The sequence below is a fragment of the Streptomyces afghaniensis genome (assembly GCF_044327915.1).
GTDB lineage: Bacteria > Actinomycetota > Actinomycetes > Streptomycetales > Streptomycetaceae > Streptomyces > Streptomyces afghaniensis.
On the sequence record NZ_JBIRGJ010000001.1, the window covers coordinates 1,315,485 to 1,334,498 of the forward strand.

The 19,014-nt window shown below is 72.5% G+C and carries 20 protein-coding genes and 1 tRNA gene; 13 read left to right on the plus strand and 8 right to left on the minus strand.

From position 1 onward, the window contains the following. Nucleotides 1–55: 55 nt before the first annotated feature. The 12 genes from ACH4G3_RS05515 (at nt 56) to ACH4G3_RS05570 (ending at nt 11,030) form a co-directional block, all read left to right on the plus strand. Nucleotides 56–1,321 (plus strand): MBL fold metallo-hydrolase, encoded by a 1,266-nt coding sequence (locus tag ACH4G3_RS05515; protein WP_397623205.1) that lies wholly within the window; start codon nt 56–58, stop codon nt 1,319–1,321. Nucleotides 1,322–1,857: 536 nt separating this feature from the next. After that, a complete protein-coding gene (locus tag ACH4G3_RS05520) occupies nt 1,858–3,972 on the plus strand; it encodes an ATP-binding protein (protein ID WP_397623206.1) in 2,115 nt (704 codons plus the stop codon). A gap of 68 nt (nt 3,973–4,040) precedes the next feature. Then, nucleotides 4,041–4,475, plus strand: coding sequence for a roadblock/LC7 domain-containing protein (locus tag ACH4G3_RS05525; protein ID WP_082319778.1), 435 nt, complete (start codon nt 4,041–4,043; stop codon nt 4,473–4,475). A gap of 2 nt (nt 4,476–4,477) precedes the next feature. Beyond that, entirely contained in the window at nt 4,478–4,849 is a 372-nt protein-coding gene (locus tag ACH4G3_RS05530; protein ID WP_010044672.1) for a DUF742 domain-containing protein, read from the plus strand. Beyond that, nucleotides 4,827–5,456, plus strand: a complete 630-nt coding sequence (locus ACH4G3_RS05535) for a GTP-binding protein (protein WP_020270913.1) — start codon at nt 4,827–4,829, stop codon at nt 5,454–5,456. Before ACH4G3_RS05530 ends, ACH4G3_RS05535 begins: the two co-directional genes overlap by 23 nt. A gap of 86 nt (nt 5,457–5,542) precedes the next feature. Next, nucleotides 5,543–6,115, plus strand: a complete 573-nt coding sequence (locus ACH4G3_RS05540; protein WP_397623207.1) for a GAF domain-containing protein — start codon at nt 5,543–5,545, stop codon at nt 6,113–6,115. A 185-nt stretch (nt 6,116–6,300) separates the two neighbouring features. Continuing rightward, the gene (gene tdh, locus ACH4G3_RS05545) at nt 6,301–7,329 is read left to right on the plus strand and encodes an L-threonine 3-dehydrogenase (RefSeq protein ID WP_397623208.1); all 1,029 of its coding nucleotides are present in this window, start codon (nt 6,301–6,303) and stop codon (nt 7,327–7,329) included. A 34-nt stretch (nt 7,330–7,363) separates the two neighbouring features. Further along, nucleotides 7,364–8,557, plus strand: a complete 1,194-nt coding sequence (locus tag ACH4G3_RS05550) for a glycine C-acetyltransferase (RefSeq protein WP_397623209.1) — start codon at nt 7,364–7,366, stop codon at nt 8,555–8,557. A gap of 31 nt (nt 8,558–8,588) precedes the next feature. Beyond that, complete coding sequence (locus ACH4G3_RS05555) at nt 8,589–9,491, plus strand: LysR family transcriptional regulator (RefSeq protein ID WP_397623210.1); 903 nt, start codon at nt 8,589–8,591, stop codon at nt 9,489–9,491. A gap of 46 nt (nt 9,492–9,537) precedes the next feature. Continuing rightward, a complete protein-coding gene (locus tag ACH4G3_RS05560; RefSeq protein WP_397623211.1) occupies nt 9,538–10,110 on the plus strand; it encodes a helix-turn-helix domain-containing protein in 573 nt (190 codons plus the stop codon). Beyond that, on the plus strand, nt 10,107–10,640 hold the full coding sequence (locus tag ACH4G3_RS05565) for a GNAT family N-acetyltransferase (RefSeq protein ID WP_397623212.1): 534 nt from the start codon (nt 10,107–10,109) through the stop codon (nt 10,638–10,640). Before ACH4G3_RS05560 ends, ACH4G3_RS05565 begins: the two co-directional genes overlap by 4 nt. Nucleotides 10,641–10,670: 30 nt before the next feature. After that, a complete protein-coding gene (locus ACH4G3_RS05570; protein ID WP_354747091.1) occupies nt 10,671–11,030 on the plus strand; it encodes an MmcQ/YjbR family DNA-binding protein in 360 nt (119 codons plus the stop codon). 10 nt (nt 11,031–11,040) lie between these two features. On the opposite strand, the gene ACH4G3_RS05575 is transcribed toward ACH4G3_RS05570, so the two are convergent. Continuing rightward, complete coding sequence (locus ACH4G3_RS05575) at nt 11,041–11,952, minus strand: transketolase family protein (RefSeq protein ID WP_397623213.1); 912 nt, start codon at nt 11,950–11,952, stop codon at nt 11,041–11,043. Nucleotides 11,953–11,982: 30 nt separating this feature from the next. Beyond that, nucleotides 11,983–12,684: a transketolase gene (locus ACH4G3_RS05580; RefSeq protein ID WP_397623214.1), complete on the minus strand. Its 702-nt coding sequence runs from the start codon at nt 12,682–12,684 to the stop codon at nt 11,983–11,985. Nucleotides 12,685–12,820: 136 nt separating this feature from the next. Between ACH4G3_RS05580 and ACH4G3_RS05585 the strand changes: the two genes are divergently transcribed. Then, nucleotides 12,821–12,894: transfer RNA gene (locus ACH4G3_RS05585), tRNA-Pro, on the plus strand. A gap of 71 nt (nt 12,895–12,965) precedes the next feature. On the opposite strand, the gene ACH4G3_RS05590 is transcribed toward ACH4G3_RS05585, so the two are convergent. The 6 genes from ACH4G3_RS05590 to ACH4G3_RS05615 form a co-directional block, all read right to left on the minus strand. After that, on the minus strand, nt 12,966–13,967 hold the full coding sequence (locus ACH4G3_RS05590) for a glycoside hydrolase family 43 protein (protein WP_397623215.1): 1,002 nt from the start codon (nt 13,965–13,967) through the stop codon (nt 12,966–12,968). A gap of 31 nt (nt 13,968–13,998) precedes the next feature. Continuing rightward, complete coding sequence (locus ACH4G3_RS05595) at nt 13,999–14,526, minus strand: NUDIX hydrolase family protein (protein ID WP_167409651.1); 528 nt, start codon at nt 14,524–14,526, stop codon at nt 13,999–14,001. Nucleotides 14,527–14,610: 84 nt separating this feature from the next. Next, the gene (locus tag ACH4G3_RS05600) at nt 14,611–15,750 is read right to left on the minus strand and encodes an amidohydrolase family protein (RefSeq protein WP_397623216.1); all 1,140 of its coding nucleotides are present in this window, start codon (nt 15,748–15,750) and stop codon (nt 14,611–14,613) included. Nucleotide 15,751: 1 nt separating this feature from the next. Next, entirely contained in the window at nt 15,752–17,155 is a 1,404-nt protein-coding gene (locus ACH4G3_RS05605; RefSeq protein ID WP_397623217.1) for a type I glutamate--ammonia ligase, read from the minus strand. A 10-nt stretch (nt 17,156–17,165) separates the two neighbouring features. Continuing rightward, a complete protein-coding gene (locus tag ACH4G3_RS05610; RefSeq protein WP_397623218.1) occupies nt 17,166–17,978 on the minus strand; it encodes an SAM-dependent methyltransferase in 813 nt (270 codons plus the stop codon). A 140-nt stretch (nt 17,979–18,118) separates the two neighbouring features. Then, complete coding sequence (locus ACH4G3_RS05615; RefSeq protein ID WP_397623219.1) at nt 18,119–18,946, minus strand: hypothetical protein; 828 nt, start codon at nt 18,944–18,946, stop codon at nt 18,119–18,121. Nucleotides 18,947–19,014 lie beyond the last annotated feature (68 nt).

Sequence of the window (19,014 nt, forward strand, 5' to 3'; positions counted from 1 at the left end):
TTGTCGGAGGGGCCGACCATAATGGAAAGCCTGACCGACTCCACTTGGAGGTAGCGTGGCCGGTTTCCGTTCCCTGAGCCCCGGGCTCCGCGCGCTCCGGCCCGGGGCGTTCGGCGCGGACCCGAGCGGTGAGCGCATGGCGCGCATCCGCAGATCGCCCCACTTCAAGGACGGGGTCTTCCAGAACCCCGGAGGTCCCGCGCGAACCCGGCCCTCGGGCTCCACCCTCGACTTCGCCAAGGTCTTCTTCGACAAGGAGACCCGGCCCCGCCGTGCCCCGAAGGGCGCCGTGCCGGTGCACGCCACCACCCTCGCCGACATCGCCCGGCCCCCGGCCACCGGGCTGCGGCTGACCTGGATGGGGCACTCCAGCGTGCTCGCCGAGATCGACGGCCGGCGTGTGCTGTTCGACCCGGTGTGGGGCGAGCGCTGCTCCCCGTTCCCGTTCGCCGGGCCGAAGCGGCTGCACCCGGTGCCCGTGCCGCTGGCCGCGCTCGGCCCGGTCGACGTCGTGGTCATCTCGCACGACCACTACGACCATCTGGACATGCCCACCATCAAGGCCCTGGCCGGCACGGACACGCTGTTCGCCGTGCCGCTCGGCGTCGGGGCGCACCTGGAGCACTGGGGTGTGTCCGCCGGCCGGCTGCACGAACTGGACTGGCACGAGTCGACGAAGATCGGCGGCCTCACCCTGACCGCCACTCCGGCCCGGCACTTCTGCGGCCGAGGGCTGCGCAACACCCAGCACACCCTGTGGGCCTCCTGGGTCGTCGCCGGCGAGGCGCACCGGATCTACCACAGCGGAGACACCGGCTACTTCGACGGCTTCAAGGAGATCGGCGCCGAGCACGGACCGTTCGACGCCACGATGATCCAGATCGGCGCGTACTCCGACTTCTGGCCCGACATCCACATGACCCCCGACGAGGGCATGCGCGCTCACCTCGACCTCCAGGGCGGACCGGAGCACGGCCCGATGCTGCCGATCCACTGGGCCACGTTCAACCTGGCGACACACCCGTGGGCGGATCCCGGCGAGGGGACGGTCGCGGCAGCCCGTGCCGTGGGCGCGCGGGTCGCATTGCCCCATCCCGGTGAGCCCTTCGAGCCCACGGCCGAGGACGTCCCGTCCGAGCCGTGGTGGCGCGGGGTGGCGCTCGCCCCGGCGGGTGGTTTCCCGGTCGGCGAAGCCCTCGCCGACGCCGCGATCAAGACCACGTCGGGCGCGGCAGCCGTGGCCCAGGCCGATACGTTGAGTGACGATGGTGGCAAGGCGGACAAGGACACGGAGGACCCCGAAACGCTTCCGGCGGGCTGAGCCGGAGTGAGCGGAGGGTCGACGGCGAGGGCCGGGGAGCGAGAGGCTCCCCGGCCCTCGCCGTATCTGCGTGACCGCTTCTGACCAGGTCGGATCGGACTGTTGTCGTTCGCTTCCGGAGGTGTCAGGGGGTTATCGCTCTGTCGTGCGAGACCTCATACCAGAGCGGGACGCTTTCCGTATGAGTTTGTCAACTGCCCACCGCACATGATGCGCTGACGACTACTGTCAGTGTCCGTCGGAAAGCAGGCGGACCAGGGAGTGGGGACCGGCACGTGCAGGCGCATGGCGGACGAGGGAGTCGACGCGAGGGGGATTCCCGCTGCCCGCGCACGACCGACGCCGGGACGGGGGCCGCCGTGGTGGCCTCCTCCGGTTCCGGGCAGCACACGGACTCCGGACGCGGCGGCGCCGGGCGGGTGCCGGCCGAGGCCGGGCGGGCGGCTCGCGGCGCGCGGAAGCGGCCGCGTGAGCCCGGTCGTGCCGCCGCAAGCCCACCTGGCACCCAGGACCGACGGACCAGTACGAGGACACCGATGTCTCACCTCCGCGCCCCGGCCGCACGCGCAGACCGCCGTGAGGGCGGGCGGCACGGGCGGCCGGCCGCCCGCACCGCACCCGCGCTGCCCGAGACCCACATACGGCCCCAGCTGCTGCGTATCGCCGTGCTGCCGCCCATCGCCGTCGCCCTCAGCGGCTGTGCCGCCGTCCTCTTCACCGTCCGGTCCACCGGCGCGCGGCCGGGGCTGATGCTGTGGGCCGTGCTCGCCGGGGCGGTCTCGGTGACCCTCGTCGGCATCGTCGTCGCCGCGGTGGCCGCCAACCGGGTCGCCCGGTCCGTGCACGACCGCATCGGCGTCCTGCGCCGCACCACCACGCGGCGCGAGGCCGACCTGCGCGCCCTGGTCGAGACGCTGCGCCGCGGCGACGGACCGCCGCAGCCCGGCCCGCAGAGCAGTCCACGCGGCGGCCCCGCCGAGGGCGCCGACGACTTCGAACTCCTCGCCGCCGACCTGAACCGTGCGCACGACGGCGCCGTCACCGCCGTCGTCCAGGCCTCCCAGCTCTCCAGCCAGGCGGGCAGCGAACAGAAGCTCGAGGTGTTCGTCAACCTCGCCCGGCGCCTGCAGTCGCTCGTGCACCGCGAGATCTCCATCCTCGACGAGCTCGAGAACGAGATGGAGGACCCCGACCTGCTCAAGGGGCTCTTCCACGTCGATCACCTCGCCACCCGCATCCGCCGCCACGCCGAGAACCTCGCCGTGCTCGGCGGGGCCGTCTCGCGCCGCCAGTGGAGCAACCCGGTCTCCATGACCGAGGTGCTGCGCTCGGCCATCGCCGAGGTCGAGCAGTACTCGCGGGTCAAGCTCGTGCCGCCGATCGACGGCACCCTGCGCGGACACGCCGTGGCCGACGTCATCCACCTGCTGGCCGAACTCGTCGAGAACGCCACGGTGTTCTCCGCCCCGCACACCCAGGTGCTGCTGCGCGCCAACCTCGTCACCTCCGGGCTCGCCGTCGAGGTCGAGGACCGTGGACTGGGCATGCCCCTGGAGGAGCAGGCGCGGATGAACGCCCTGCTCGCCGACCCGGACCAGGTGAACGTCGCCCGGCTTCTCGCGGACGGCCGCATCGGGTTGTTCGTCGTCTCGCAGCTGGCCCGGCGGCACGGCATCACCGTCCGCCTCCAGAGCAACATCTACGGCGGAGTGCAGGCGGTGCTCGTCGTGCCGCAGGCGCTGCTGGGGGCGGAGGCGGGCGCACCCGGGGGCACCGGCCAGCAGGGCCAGCACGGTCAGCCTGCGGTCGGGGCCGGAGATTCAGCCGGGGGCGGGCCCGAGTCCGGAGCCGGAGCGGCGTCCGGGAGGGGGTCGTCCCGAGCCGAGGAGGCCGCGTCAGGGACCTCGGTCGTGTACCGGTTCCCCTCAGGGCCGGGTACCGCGTCCGAAGCGCTGCCGTCCGTCCCGCAGTCTGCGGGCGCCGCGTCCCGGGCGCATCAGCAGGAGCCCGAACGGCCCTCGGGCGGAAGCCCGCAGAGCGGCCGACCCGCGCCCCTGCCCGTGCGCGGAGCCCATCGGGAGCGGCCCAACCCGGCCGAGGCGAGGCCCGGGATCAGCCCCGACGACCGGCGCATCCTCGCGGAGAACGTGACCGCCCCGCCCACCCCGCGCAACGGCACGGTGCGCGGCACCATGGGCAAGCCCCAACTGCCCCGCCGCCGTGCCCAGGAACACATCGCACCCCAGCTCCGCGACGGTCCCACGCCGCGCCAGGACCCCGAGTTCCTCGTCGGCCACGATCCCGGCCTGATGGCGGCCTTCCAGCGCGGCATCAGCCTCGCCGAGGCCCAACAGCACATAGAGGCCGGAAACATGGAGTGGGGCGACACGGAGTCGTCGACGCACACGGAGTCGGCACACGTGACGCCGCTCCACAGGGAGCCCGCACACGGGGAGCCCACACACCGGGACTCCACACACCGGGACTCCACACACCGGGACCCGATCCCCATGGAGCCGGTGCACACCGAGTCCCGCTCCACCGTGGACGCGGCCCGCATAACCGAGGCGCGCGGCGCACGGGACGGTGCGACCGCGTCCCGCCCCGACCACACCACCACCCGGCACGACGGGAGCGCACCCGCCGGATGACCACCCCCGTTTCCACCCCCACCCCCAGCGCTCCCGCAGACCTTCGTACCCCAAGGAGTCGATCCACCATGGCGAGCGATGCGCCGACCGCCCATGTATCCGATCTCGACTGGCTGATGAGCGGCCTCGTGCAGCGCGTACCGCACACCAGCGCCGCGGTGCTCCTGTCCTGCGACGGGCTCGTGAAATCCGTGCACGGCCTCGACCCGGACAGCGCCGACCACATGGCCGCCCTGGCCTCCGGCCTGTACTCCCTCGGCCGCAGCGCCGGCGTCCGCTTCGGCGACGGCGGTGACGTCCGGCAGGTCGTGGTCGAACTCGACTCGAGCCTGCTGTTCGTCACCACCGCCGGCTCCGGCACCTGCCTGGCCGTGCTCGCCGGCCGCGAGGCCGACGCGGCCGTCCTCGGCTACGAGATGGCGATGCTGGTCAAGAGCGTCCGCCCGTACCTGGTCACCGCTCCCCGCCAGCAGTCCGTCGAATCCCCGGCGATGAGGCCTTGAGCGTGGCGGCGGCCGGTGACGGGCCCTGGCTCGACGACGCGGCCGGGCGGCTGGTGCGCCCGTTCACGGTCAGCAACGGCCGCACCCGTCCCACCGTCGCGCTCGACCTGATGTCGCAGGTGATGGCCACCGGGGCGACCCCCCTCGGCTACCTCGGCCCCGAGCACGCGCAAGCACTCGAACGGTGCAGTGTGCCCGTCGCCGTCGCGGAGGTCGCCGCCCATCTGAAGCTGCCGGTGGCCGTCACCAAGGTGCTGCTGGCGGACCTCGTCGACTGCGGGGCGCTGACCACCAAGCCCCCCGCGTTCCACCACAACCCGACGGACCGGGCCCTTCTGGAGGCAGTGCTCGATGGACTACGACGACAGCTCTGACTACGCCGACGCTTCCGGCCACGGCGGCGATCCGTTCCCCACCGCCCTCAAGATCCTGGTGGCGGGCGGGTTCGGCGTGGGCAAGACGACCTTCGTCGGCGCGGTCAGCGAGATCGCGCCGCTCAGCACGGAGGAGCTGCTCACCACCGTCAGTGCCGCGACCGACAACCTCGACGGCATCGAGAACAAGGTCGAGACGACCGTGGCCATGGACTTCGGCCGCATCACGCTCGACCCGAAACACGTGCTGTACCTGTTCGGCACCCCCGGACAGGAGCGGTTCTGGTTCATGTGGGACGAGTTGTGCGAGGGCGCGCTCGGCGCGGTCATCCTCGCCGACACCCGCCGGCTCGAGGAGTGTTTCGCGGCCGTCGACTTCTTCGAGCAGCGCGGCCTCGGCTTCATCGTCGCCGTGAACGAGTTCGACGGCGCCTACCGCTACGACCCCGAGGAGGTGCGCGCGGCCCTCGATCTCTCCGAGGAGATCCCCGTCGTGTGCTGCGACGCCAGGATCTCCAGCTCCGGGGTCCAGACCCTGCTGACCCTCGTGCGTCACCTCATCGCCCATGCGCCCGCCACCACCACGGGGTATGGCGCCCACATGTGAACGCCACAAGTGATCCCACATGTGATTCCCCAACACCCGCCAGGGAGCCCGTATATGACACATGCCCACAGTCCGGGAGGACGCCCATGAGCTACGACCCGCCGCGCCCGGCCGGTCGTCTGCTGCTCACACCCGAGGACAAGGAGGCCCCCGCCCGCGCCGGCCGACTGCGCCTGCTGGGTCTGGGGGAGCGCCCCGAACCCGCACTCGACGCCTTCGCGCACGGCCTCGCCGAGCTCACCGGGGCGCCGTACGCCATGGTCAACTTCCCGGACGAGCGGGGCCAGTTCTACGCCGGCCTGTACGTCCCGGCCGTCGCGCCGGTGGTGCGCAGCGACGGCACCAGCCCCCGGGTGGGCCGTACCCTGCCCCGCGACTATGGCTTCTGCCCCCATGTGGTGGCGCGACGCAAGGCCCTGGTCCTGGAGGACGTCCACGACTATCCGCGGTTCGCGGGCAATCCGGTGGTCGACGAGTTCGGTATCCGCTCCTATCTGGGAGCACCGCTCATCGACGGCACGGGCCTGGTGTTGGGCACGGTCAGCGTCGCCGACGTCGGGCCCCGGCCGTGGGGGAAGCCGGGCCTGACGGCGATCAAGGAACACGCCGCGCAGCTGGTCGTACAGCTGGAGGGCTGGGACGGCAGGCTGCCCTACTGACACGCCCCGGGTTTCCACGGCGCACCCGGGCGGGCGTGAAGGAAAGCTGAGGCGCCGCTTAAGAAAACCTCGATGGACCGGTGCGGCCGCCGTACGGCAGATTGCTGTGCGATCCCACTCCTCTCCCGGCCCGGGGGCACCTTCGGCGTGCCCGGACCCGGGACTCACCCCCTGGAGCCGTAGCGGTGAAGGCGCTGGTCAAACAGAAGGCGGAGCCCGGGCTGTGGCTCGCGGACGTCCCGGAGCCCGCCGTCGGGCCCGGCGACGTACTGATCAAGGTGCTGCGCACCGGTATCTGCGGCACCGACCTGCACATCAGGGCCTGGGACGGCTGGGCGCGGCAGGCGATCCGCACCCCGCTCGTGGTCGGGCACGAGTTCGTCGGCGAGGTCGTGGAGACCGGGCGGGACGTCACCGACATCGCCGTCGGCGACCGGGTGAGCGGCGAGGGCCACCTGGTGTGCGGCAAGTGCCGCAACTGCCAGGCCGGGCGCCGCCACCTGTGCCGGGCCACCATCGGGCTGGGTGTGGGCCGGGACGGGGCCTTCGCCGAGTACGTCGTCCTGCCCGCCGCCAACGTCTGGGTGCACCGGGTGCCCGTCGACCTCGAAGTGGCCGCGATCTTCGACCCGTTCGGCAACGCCGTGCACACCGCGCTGTCGTTCCCGCTCGTCGGTGAGGACGTGCTGATCACCGGTGCGGGCCCGATCGGGCTGATGGCCGCCGCCGTGGCCCGGCACGCCGGAGCCCGCAACGTCATGATCACCGATGTCAGCGAGGAGCGGCTGGAACTGGCCCGCAAGGTCGGGGTCAGCCTCGCGCTCAATGTCGCGGGCGCCACCATCGCCGACGGGCAGCGCACGCTCGGCCTGCGCGAGGGCTTCGACATCGGCCTGGAGATGTCCGGCCGCCCCGAGGCCATGCGGGACATGATCGCCAACATGACGCACGGCGGCCGGATCGCGATGCTTGGCCTGCCCGCTCAGGAGTTCCCCGTCGACTGGGCCCGGATCGTCACCTCGATGATCACCGTCAAGGGCATCTACGGCCGCGAGATGTTCGAGACCTGGTACGCGATGTCCGTGCTGCTGGAAGGCGGCCTCGACCTCGCGCCCGTGATCACCGGCCGGTACGGCTTCCGCGACTTCGAGGCGGCGTTCGCCGACGCGGCGAGCGGCCGCGGCGGCAAGGTCATCCTCGACTGGACCGCGTAACTCCCCCTCACCGCCAAGCATTTCAGGAGCCCTCATGTTCGACTCCGTGCGCGACGACCTGCGCGCCACCCTCGACGAGATCCGCGCCGCCGGACTGCACAAGCCCGAGCGCGTGATCGGCAGCCCGCAGTCCGCCACCGTGAACGTCACGGCCGGTGGCCGCCCCGGCGAGGTCCTCAACTTCTGCGCCAACAACTACCTCGGACTCGCCGACCACCCCGAGGTCGTCGCCGCCGCGCACGAGGCCCTGGACCGCTGGGGCTACGGCATGGCTTCCGTCCGCTTCATCTGCGGCACGCAGGAGGTGCACAAGGAGCTGGAGGCGCGGCTGTCGGCGTTCCTCGGCCAGGAGGACACGATCCTGTACTCCTCCTGCTTCGACGCCAACGGCGGCGTGTTCGAGACGCTGCTCGGTCCGCAGGACGCGGTCATCTCCGACGCGCTCAACCACGCGTCGATCATCGACGGCATCCGGCTGTCCAAGGCCCGCCGCCTGCGGTACGCCAACCGTGATCTGGCCGAGCTGGAGGCCCGCCTGAAGGAGGCCTCCGACGCGCGCCGCCGCCTGATCGTCACCGACGGCGTCTTCTCCATGGACGGTTACGTGGCCCCGCTGCGCGAGATCTGCGACCTCGCCGACCGCTACGACGCGATGGTCATGGTCGACGACTCGCACGCCGTCGGCTTCGTCGGCCCCGGCGGCCGTGGCACGCCCGAGCTGCACGGCGTCATGGACCGCGTCGACATCATCACCGGCACGCTCGGCAAGGCGCTCGGCGGCGCCTCGGGCGGCTATGTCGCCGCCCGCGCGGAGATCGTCGCGCTGCTGCGCCAGCGCTCCCGGCCGTACCTCTTCTCGAACACGCTCGCCCCGGTGATCGCGGCGGCCTCCCTGAAGGTGCTCGACCTGCTGGAGTCGGCGGACGACCTGCGCGTCCGCCTCTCCGAGAACACGGCTCTCTTCCGCGGCAGGATGACCGAGGAGGGCTTCGACGTCCTGCCCGGTGACCACCCCATCGCCCCGGTGATGATCGGTGACGCGACGGTCGCCGGGCGCATGGCGGAGCTGCTGCTGGAGCGCGGCGTGTACGTGATCGGCTTCTCCTACCCGGTGGTGCCGCAGGGCCAGGCCCGCATCCGCGTCCAGCTGTCGGCCGCGCACTCGACCGAGGACGTCCGTCGCGCGGTCGAGGCCTTCGTGGCGGCACGGGCGGAGCTGGCCGGCTGAAAAACACCGGCGACCTGAGAGAATCGATCGCATGATCGAAGCGCGGCGGCTCCACATCCTCCGTGCGGTGGCCGACCACCGTACGGTGACGGCGGCTGCCGCCGCGCTGTATCTGACCCCGTCGGCGGTGTCCCAGCAGCTCGCCGCCCTGGAGCAGGAGACCGGGCACCGGCTCGTCGAGCGCGGCGCCAAGGGTGTACGCCTCACCCCCGCCGGCGAGATCCTGCTCGGCCACACCAACGTGGTCCTCGCCCAACTGGAGCGGGCCGAGGCCGAGTTGGCCGCCTACAGCTCGGGCTCGGCCGGCACCGTCACGGTCGCCTCCTTCGCGACCGGCATCGCGCTGGTCGTCGCGCCCGCGGTGGCCCGCCTCGCCGAGTCGGCGCCCGGGATCCGCATCCGTGTCCAGGACGCCGAGGGCGACGCCAGTCTGCCGATGGTGCTGGACCGGCAGGTCGATGTCGCCGTCGCCGTCGAGTACCGGGGCGCCCCCGCCGCCGACGACCCCCGGCTGACCCATGTGCCGCTGTACGCCGAGCCCTTCGACGCGGTCGTGCCGGTCACGCACCGTCTGGCCGACGCGGCGGAGGTCCCGCTGGCCGAACTGGCCAAGGACGCGTGGATCGGCCCGTACCCTGGCAACCCCTGCCACGACGTGGTGGTCCTGGCCTGCGAGAAAGCCGGCTTCCAGCCGAGCATGGAGCACTCCTCGGACGACTTCCGCGCGGTCGTCGCCCTCGCCTCCGCCGGCGCGGGCGTCGCCCTCGTGCCGCGCTCGGCGCTGCGCGGCATGGACCTCGCCGGGGTGATCGTCCGCCCCGTCGACGGCACGGCGCCCACCCGGCGGGTCTTCGCCGCCGTGCGCCGGGGAGCCGAGGAGCATCCGCTGATCCGCCCGGTGCTGGACGCGCTCGGCGCGGCGGCCGGGGTGTGAGGACTCGTTAACGCGGCCGTCTCATATCCGGGATAGCGTCCCGGATATGAGAAGTGATGACGCCGACGCGGTCGACACCCGGCTGGGCGCCCGCCTGGCCGAGCTGCGGACCGAACATGGCTACTCTCTCGGCGAGTTGGCGGACCGCAGCGGAGCGAGCCGCTCCACCCTGTCCCGGGCCGAACGGGCGGAGATCAGCCCCACGGCCTCCCTCCTGAACCGCCTGTGTGCCGTCTACGGGCGGACCATGTCCCAACTGCTCAGCGAGGTCGAGGCCGAGCCTGCACCCGTGCTGCGGGCCGCCGACCAGCCCGTCTGGAAGGACCAGGCCTCCGGCTTCGTACGGCGATCCGTGTCACCACCACACGCCGCGCTGCGCGGCGAACTCGTCGAAGGACACCTCACCGCCGGAGCCGACATCGCCTACGACCGTCCGCCCGTCACCGGCCTGGAACAGCACATCTGGATCCTGGAAGGGGCCCTCGACGTGACCGCGCAGGACACCGAGCACCACCTCGGCACCGGGGACTGCCTGCGCATGCGCGTGTGGGGCCCGACCCGGTTCCGGTGCGCCGCTCCCGAGGGCGTCCGGTATCTGCTGGCGGTGGTGCGGCCGTGATCGTCGAGCGTCTGGACGCAGCCCGGCTCGCCGGCCACCAGGCCGGGTTGGCGGATCTGCTGGCCGACACCGTGAACGGCGGTGCCTCGGTCGGCTTCCTCGCCCCGCTCGACCGTGCGGAGGCGCTCGCCTGGTGGGAGGAGCGGGCGGGCGACGTGGCAGCGGGACGGCTCACCGTCTGGGCGGCGCACGACGGGGACCGGGTGCTGGGCAGCGTGAGCCTGGCCTTCCCCGCCAAGGCGAACAGCCGTCACCGCGCCGAACTCGTCAAACTCATGGTGCACCCGGACGCCCGCGGCCGTGGCCTCGGACGCGGGCTCCTGACCACGGCGGAGGGCGCCGCCGCCGAGGCCGGCGTCACCCTCCTGCATCTGGACACCGAGACCGGCAGCCCCGCCGAGCACCTGTACCGCTCCGCAGGCTGGACCGCGATCGGCGCGATCCCCGACTACGCGGCGAGCCCCGACGGGGAGCTGCGGCCGACGACGATCTACTACAAGCACGTAGCCGCAACCGCTCTCACCAGGTGATTGTCAGTGGCAGCCGGTACGGTGCCTGCCATGCCGGATGCCGAAGACGTACGACGTATCGCTCTGTCCCTGCCGGACACGACGGAGAAGATCGCCTGGAGCATGCCCACGTTCCGGGTCGCGGGAAAGATGTTCGCCACGCTGCCGGAGGACGAGACGTCCATCGCCGTGCGCTGCCCCAAGGAGGAGCGGGACGAACTGGTGCTCGCCGAGCCGGAGAAGTTCTGGATCGCCGACCACGAGGCGCAGTTCGCCTGGGTGCGGGCCCGGCTCGACGCGCTGGAGGACGAGGACGAGCTGCGGGACATCCTGGCCGACTCCTGGCGTCAGGCGGCCCCGACCCGGCTCCTTGAGGCACACCCACGGCTGGGTCTGGCGGCGGGGGAGTGACCTCCGGGTCTCACACGGGTGCCGTCGCCCCGACGAACCCCCCGATGCGCTCCCGCAGCGACCGGGCGTCGAGGCCATGGGCGGCGACATGCTCCGCCACCTGCCCGTACCGCCGTAGTTCGCGACGGTCCACGCCCAGCCCCAGCACCCGGTGCGGCACCTCGGACAGCGCGTCGTTCGCGGCGGCCGTCGAGGTGCCCGCCAGGTAGGGCTCGACGAGGACGACGTCCGTCCCGGCCGCCCGGGTGGCCCGGCGCAGGGCGGCCCCGTCGAAGGGGCGGACGGTGGTCGCGTACAGGACCGTGACGTCGAGGCCCTCGGTGGCGGCGAGCACCGTGTCGAGCATCGGCCCGACGGCGACCACGACCCCGGAGCGCCCCTCGCGGACCGTGCGGACATGCTGCCCGTCGACGGGCAGCGCCCGCCCGTTGGACTGCACGGACAGCCGCACGTAGACCTTGTCGTCGCCCGCGGCGACCGCGTGCCGCAGCAGCGTCTCGGCCTCGTCCGGGTGTCCCGGCACATGGACGGTCCAGCCGTCCAGGGTGTCGAGCAGCGCCACATCGCCCGGCGCCATGTGGGTGTAGCCGCCCGCCGGCCAGTCGAAGGAGGCGGCGGCGCTCACCAGCACCGCGCCCAGGTCCTGGTGCCCGAGATCCAGCTTGACCTGCTCGAAGGGCCGCTCGACGAGGAAGCTGGCGAAGGTGTGCACGACGGGCCGCAGCCCGGTCAGCGCGAGCCCCGCGGCCGCCCCGACCAGGAGCTGCTCGCGGATGCCCACGTTGACGACCCGGTCGGGATGGCGCCGGGCGGCCTCGGTGAAGCCGTCCCTGCCGATCTCGGCGAGGACGACGGCGACCCGGGGATCCTCGTCGAGCAGCCGGGAGACGACAGGGGCGAAACGGTCGCGCATGGTGTCCATGGAGTTCTGGTTCCTTTCCGGAGGGGGAGGTCAGGCGGACTTGGGCTCGACCCGGGCCACGACCGCGTGCGGGCGGCCCGGGTGCGGGGCGGTGAAGGCGGCGTACAGCGCCTCGTGGTCACGGCCGTCGACGGTCAGCGTGGACCAGCCCGCCGCCTCGAAGCGGGCGGCGATCCCGCCGGGCCGCGCGTACGACGCGGAGGAGTTGTCGACGACGACGGTGTGCAGCGGGTCGAGCCCGGCGGGCCCGGCGAAGGCGATCGCCTCGTGGTTGCTGCCCTCGTCCAGCTCGGCGTCCCCGATCAGCGCCCACACCCGCGGCTCGTCGAGCCCCTGGGCGCGCAGCCCCAGTGCCGTACCGACGGCGATCGGCAGCCCGTGCCCGAGCGATCCGCTGCCGATCTCGGCCCCCGGCACGAGTGTGCGGTCGGGATGGTGACCGAGGGGGGAGTCGTACGCGCCGAAGCCGGGCAGCCACTCCACCGGGATGAAGCCCTTGGCGGCCAGCACGGCGTAGTACGCCATCGGCCCGTGCCCCTTCGACAGCAGGAACCGGTCCCGCTCCGGGTCGGCCATCCCCTCCGGGCTCACCCGCAGCACCCGGTCGTACAGCACCCACAGCACGTCCAGCGTGGACGTCGCGGCCGGGCCGTGCTTCTCGTCGCCGGTCATCAGGCCCATGAGCCCCGGCAGATCGGCGTAGCTGTGTGTCATGTCCGTCGCATTCGTCATGCGGACGAGCGTGCAACCTCAACCAACGTTGAGGTCAAGCGGCGGGCGTCCGGAAACGGATGCGCGATCACCGGCGCGAGTGCGGTATTGTTTCCCTGCGCGTTCGGCCGGGGGAATCCCCAGGTCAGATGGGCAACGGGACGTGGCGCAGCTTGGTAGCGCACTTGACTGGGGGTCAAGGGGTCGCAGGTTCAAATCCTGTCGTCCCGACAGAGTCGACCAGCGGGTCTGCCGATATCGGCAGATCCGCTGATTGCGTTCGGGGCAGCCGCCGGGCTGGGTCAGCCGCCCCCGTCGAGGTCGTCGCGGCGGCGCAGCACCCTCAGCTCGTGACCGCGGAGCTCCATCTCGTAGAGCTTCCCGCGCGCGTTCTCGAAGGGCCGGTGGAGGATCATCATCAGGTGGCCGTCGAAGGTGTGGAACAGCATGCCGTGGCCGCTGTCGTCACGGACCAGGGGCCGGTGCTGCTGCCACGGGCCCCGGACGTCCCCGGATCTCGACACGGCGTACGTCTGCACGTAGCCGCCGCTGATCGTGCCGTCCCGGCCCGCCGTGTTCTTCTCGTACGTCGACCACAGCATCAGCAGGGACCCGTCAGGGGTGCGGTACAGCTGGGGGCCGTCGGTGATGTACGGCGGCAGCTGGTGGGGTACGCCCGCGGGGATCTGCTCGGCGGTCCAGGGCGCGTCCGAGGCCTTGAAGAGGTACACCGGGTCGCCGACCGTCCGGGACAGGTCGGGAGCCAGCCGGATCGCCTCCATCGTGCCGTCGATCGTCTGGAGCCACTCGTGCGCGTACACCATCCAGGGCTGCCCGGACGGGTCGACGTACAGGGTGCCGTCGAGGGTCATGAGGTGCTCGGGCGGGACGGGTCGTGCCGGGTCGATCACGGTGAACGGTCCGAGCAGCGAGTCGGAGACGGCCGTGATCGTGCCGCGCATATGGGTCGGGGTCCGGAACGGGACACCCCACTGGTTGGGCGGCGGGACCGGGAGCGGCTTGTCCGCGTCGTGCAGCGTGGTGAAGAGGAAGTACCTGCCGTCCCAGGCGTGCACCTCCGGGGCCCAGGCGCCGTCGGTCGCCCAGATGCCCTCCTGCTCGGCGGTCAGGAACACCACGACGGGGCGCGTCCAGTCGCGCAGGTCGCGGCTGCGGTACACCATCGTGCCGGTGCCGTCCACGCCCGACACGGAGGGGTCGTTGGACGTGTAGAGATGGTAGGTGCCCGTCGGTTCGTCGGCGACGACGAACGGGTCGTGCAGCGGCATGTCGGGAAGCCGCATCAGCTCACCCCTCGGTGATGGCCCGCACCCGTCAGATCACGCAGCCCGCATGGGCCAGCGCCTGCTTGAGCAGCACCCCGTGACCGCCCGGCATCTCGCTCTGCACCGCCTCCGAGACGGCCTCCTGCGGGCTGAACCACACCAGGTCGAGGGCGTCCTGCCGGGGCCGGCAGTCACCCGTCACCGGCACGATGTAGGCGAGGGAGACCGCGTGCTGGCGGGGGTCGTGGTACGGCGTGATGCCCTGCGTCGGGAAGTACTCCGCGACCGTGAACGGCTGGAGCGACGTCGGGACCCGGGGCAGCGCGACCGGGCCGAGGTCCTTCTCCAGGTGGCGCAGGAGGGCGTCCCGGACGCGTTCGTGGTGCAGCACGCGGCCGGACACCAGCGTCCGGCTGACCGTTCCGTCGGGTCCCATGCGCAGCAGCACACCGACACTCGTGACTTCGCCGCTGTCGTCGACGCGGACCGGGACGGCATCGACGTACAGGATCGGCATGCGGGCGCGCGTCATCTCCAGTTCGTCGGAGGACAGCCAGCCGGGCGTGGTTTCGGTCATGTCAGACATCGCTTGATCATACTTTCAGCCGTTCGGACTTCCTGGGTAGCCGCTCGGGAGGAACTGTGACCGGCCACACGCCGTTCAACCGCCTTCCCGGAAGCCGTTCGGGAGCCCGTAGACCCGGCGGGCGTTGTCCCGCCCGGCCCACCGGGCGATCCGCAGCGCGTCCGGCAGGGACAGCTCGTCGGCGTCCACCCGCTCCTGGAGCAGTTCCGCCAGGCCCTGCCGGAAGGCGAGGGCCCCCAGGTGGAAGAACTCCGGCACACCGTACGCGTCGGAGCTGTACAGCAGTTTGCGGAACGGTGTGATCTCCAGGGCCTCCGCGAGGACCGCACCGGCCCGGGCCGGGCCGACGTGGTGGAGCGTGAGGCCGACATCGAGATGCACCTGCTCGAAGACCGCCGCGAGGTACGCGGCCTGCCGTTGGTAGGGCCAGCAGTGCAGCAGCAGGACCGGGACGGTCCCGGCGGTCAGGTGCAGCCAGTCCGTGAGACGGGCCGGGTCGGCCCGGTGCAGCCGGATGTCGCTGTCGCCGAACCCGGTGTGCAGCTGGAGCGGCAGGCCGAGGTCGACGGCGGTCCACAGCAGGTGCCGGACCAGGACCGGGTCGTCCAGGCGACCGCCGCGGGCCGACCAGTGCCGGGCGGCGCCGGTGACCTCCGCGTCCGAGGGGCGGGCCGGGTCCAGGCCGAAGCCGGTGCGGTAGGCCGCCACCGACTTCACGGCCACCACGCCCGGCCGCTGTACGGCGGCCAGCGCCGCCGCGCGGAAGGCGTCGGCGTAGGCGTCCGGCTCGACCCCCGCGGCCCGCACCGACTCGGCGACGCTCTCCAGCCGCACGACCTCGTACGCCGACCCGCCCGCGGCCTCGGCGACCTGGCGTGGGGTGGTGAGCCGGTCGGGGGCGAAACCGGTGTCGACGCAGAAGACGTCCGTGCCCGAGGCGGTCAGGAAGCGCCGCTGCACCTCGCGCCAGCCGAGCTCCGAGCGCCGCGCCAGGTACTGCTCGACGGGAGCGTGCCGCGGCAGGTCCAGCACGGGAGCGCAGTGGCGGCGCACGGCCACGCCCGCGGGACTGTCGAAGGGCGAGACGCCCGGCCACGCGTCGCCCTCCGTGAGGAGCGGCTCGAAGGCCTCCCGGCCGAGATCGGCGGCCACCGTGCCGTGGCAGTGGTGGTCGACCAGGCTCAGGGCGTCGAGCGCCTCGCGGACCGCGCCCACGTCAGTACTTCCACCGGTACGCCGCCGCCACCTGGTCGTCGTCGAGACCGGCGACGGACGCCAGCTCTCCGCGCCGTACGGCGATCACCGCGTCGGCCAGGACCGGGCCGAGGGCCGCCCGCAGCACATCGTCCTCGCGGAACTCCTTGACGGCCCGCTCCAGCGAGACCGGCAGCCGCCGCACGCCCCGGGCCGCCGCGTCGGCCTCGGCCAGCCGTGCCGGGTCACCGGTGGTCTCCTCGGGCAGGACGGCGGACGACGTGAGGCCGTCCAGCCCGGCGGCGATCAGGGAGCCGATCGCGAGGTAGGGGTTGGCGGCCAGGTCGACGGGCTTGATCTCGAGGTTCGCCGCCTGGTCGCGCAGGCCCGCGGTGCCCGTGACGACGCGCAGGGCGGTCTCCCGGGTCTCGTGGCCCCACGCGGTGAACACCCCGGCCCACTGGGAGGGCCGAAGCCGCAGATAGCTGGCGGGGCTCGGCGCGGTCACGGCCGTGAGACCGGGCAGGTGGGCGAGGAGGCCGGCCGTGAACGACTCCGCCTCGGCCGTCATGCCGTAGCGGCCCTCGCCCCCGGAGTGCAGATTCACCCCGCCGCGCCAGGCCGACAGATGGATGTGCCCGCCGTTGCCGACGCCCTGCCCCACGACGGCCGGAGCGAACGAGACGCGCAGCCCGTGCCGCTGGGCCACCGCGCGAACCGTCTGGCGCACCAGCACGCTGCGGTCCGCCGCCGCCACCGGGTCGACGGCACCCACCGAGATCTCGAACTGCCCGGCCGCGTACTCGGGATGGACCTGTTCCACGTCGAGGCCCTGGGCCGCGCACGCCGCCAGCAGGTCGGCGGTGCAGTCACCGAGTTCGACCTGCCGCGCCGCCCCGTACGCCGGGCCCGTCGTCGCGGGCACGAACGCGTCGCCGGGCGCGTCCCCGCGGGCCAGGGTCCACTCGACCTCCACGGCCGCCTTGAACGTCAGGCCGTGCCGCTCGGCCGCCTCGGCGACGACCCGGCGCAGGAACGTACGACCGCAGCCGGGATGCCGATCCCCGTCCTGTGTGACCCGGTCGACCGGCGCCCACGCCCAGCCGGGCTGCCCGGCCAGCACCACGAGCTGGTCGAGGTCCGGGTAGAGGCGCAGATCGCCGTCGGGGGAGCCGAGGACGTCGGTGGTGACGATGGAGTCGTTCGCCAGGAACGTGTCGAACACCGGGGACATGCCGACGCCCCAGGCCGCGGCGGAGGCGAGCCGGGCCGTCGGGATCGTCTTCACCCTGCCGATGCCCGCGGTGTCGACGTAGGACAGCACGACGCCGTGCACACCCCGCCCGGACAGCTCGCCGCTCAGCGCGGTGGCCCGCTCCACATCGCCGGGACGGCCGCCGGGCACCGGATCGGCCAGGGTCGTCATACGTCCTCCGTCAGGCCTTGACGGCCACCGCGCCGTACTGCGGTACCAGCACGGCCGAGCCGGCGTCGGCACGCCACCGCCCGCACGACACCATGCCCGGCTCGAGCAGCTCCAGACCTTCGAAGAACGCGGCGATGTCCGCGCCGCTGCGGGCGGTGATCGGGGGAGTGGCGTTCTCGTTCCAGAACTTCATGGCCGGGATCTGCCCCGCGCCCCCGAGCTCGTCGTCGAACGTGGGGTGGGTGAGCACCAGGTAGCTGCCGGCGGGGACGGCGGCCATCACACGGCGCACGATGTCCCGGGCCTGCTCCGTGTCCAGGACGAAGTTGAGGATGCCCAGCATCATGACGGCGACGGGCCGGGTGAGGTCGAGGGTGTGCCCGGCCCTTTCGAGGATGGCGTCCGGGTCGTGCACGTCGGCGTCGATGTAGGCGGTCACGCCGTCGGGGGTGCCGGTCAGCAGGGTGCGGGCGTGCACCAGCACGATCGGGTCGTTGTCGACGTAGACGATCCGTGAGTCGGGCGCGAGCCGCTGGGCGATCTCGTGGGTGTTGGCCGCCGTCGGCAGGCCCGTGCCGATGTCGAGGAACTGCCGCACCCCGCGCTCGCCGGCCAGGAACGACACGGCCCGGCCCAGGAAGTCCCGGTCCGCCCGGGCGATGTCCCGGATGATCGGGAACATGCCGGCCACCTGCTCGCCGACCTGCTGGTCGACCTCGTAGTTGTCCTTGCCGCCGATCCAGTAGTTCCACACGCGCGCGTTGTGCGCCACACCGGTGTTCAGCCTCGCCGAGCCGCTCGGCGGGGTGTGGCTCTCACTCACGTCTCTTCCTCTCCTCGCACGAGCGACCGGTACCGGTCATCGCCGCCATTGTGCCGCTTTGATGATCACCTGTCCCGGGAATCGGCAGAGCCGGCCGGGCCGTCGGCGGTGCGCGCTGCGGGGGAGAGCCGCGGACCGGGTCAGTCGACCTCGCCGGGGTTCGGGGAGGGCGTCTTGCCGGCCAGTACATCCTTCAAGCGCTGGGTACCGAGCCGCACCGCCTGCTGGACGGAGTCGCTCTCGTCCCCGTCGAGCCCGCCCGCCGTGACGGTGATCGCGTCGTCACCGACGCGTACGGCGGCGACGTCCAGGGTCAGCGTGGCCTGCGCGCCCCCGGTCCGGCCCCGCACCGTCACGCGCAGGCCCTCACGGGCGTCGCCCACGCCGGGCAGCGAGGTCTCGACGACCTGGACGGTGCGCTGTTCGCCGTCGTCGGTGACGGTGAACTGGTCGCACTTCTCCGGCAGGTTCGCCATCCAGTTCAACGAGTCCTGCGGGTCGGTCCGTTCGTAGGAGGCGACCTGGTACAGCAGGCGTGAGTCGCCCTGCTCGAAGCCGCGCAGCTCGGACGCCCCGGACGGCCTGCCCAGCAGATCGTCGTCGAAGAGGGAGTCGAGGAGCCGCTGGCAGTCGGCGGCCTGGGCCTTGGCGGTGAGGAAGTCGGAGACGTCGACCGTGCCGATGAGCAGGCTGTCGTGCCAGTTGTCGGCCTCCGTGTCCTTGACCTGGGTCCAGTCGTCCTCGATGTCCGCCTCGGTGATCAGCGCGGTCCGTGCGCCGTCCGTGGTGAGGGTGGCGGTGGGAGAGGGGGTCTGCCGCTTGCCTGCGACCTGTGACGCGGTGACGCCCGGGACGCGTGAACCGTCGTCGCCGCCGTCGCCGTCCGAGCACGCGGCGGTGCCCAGCAGCGTGCCTGCCGCCAGGGCGCAGGAGAGAACGCGGACGAGCCGGTACGGACGACGGGTCATCGGGAGCGCCTCCTGAGAACGTGGATGTCCTCAGCGCACCACCGGTACCGACGGCCCACCACCGGCAC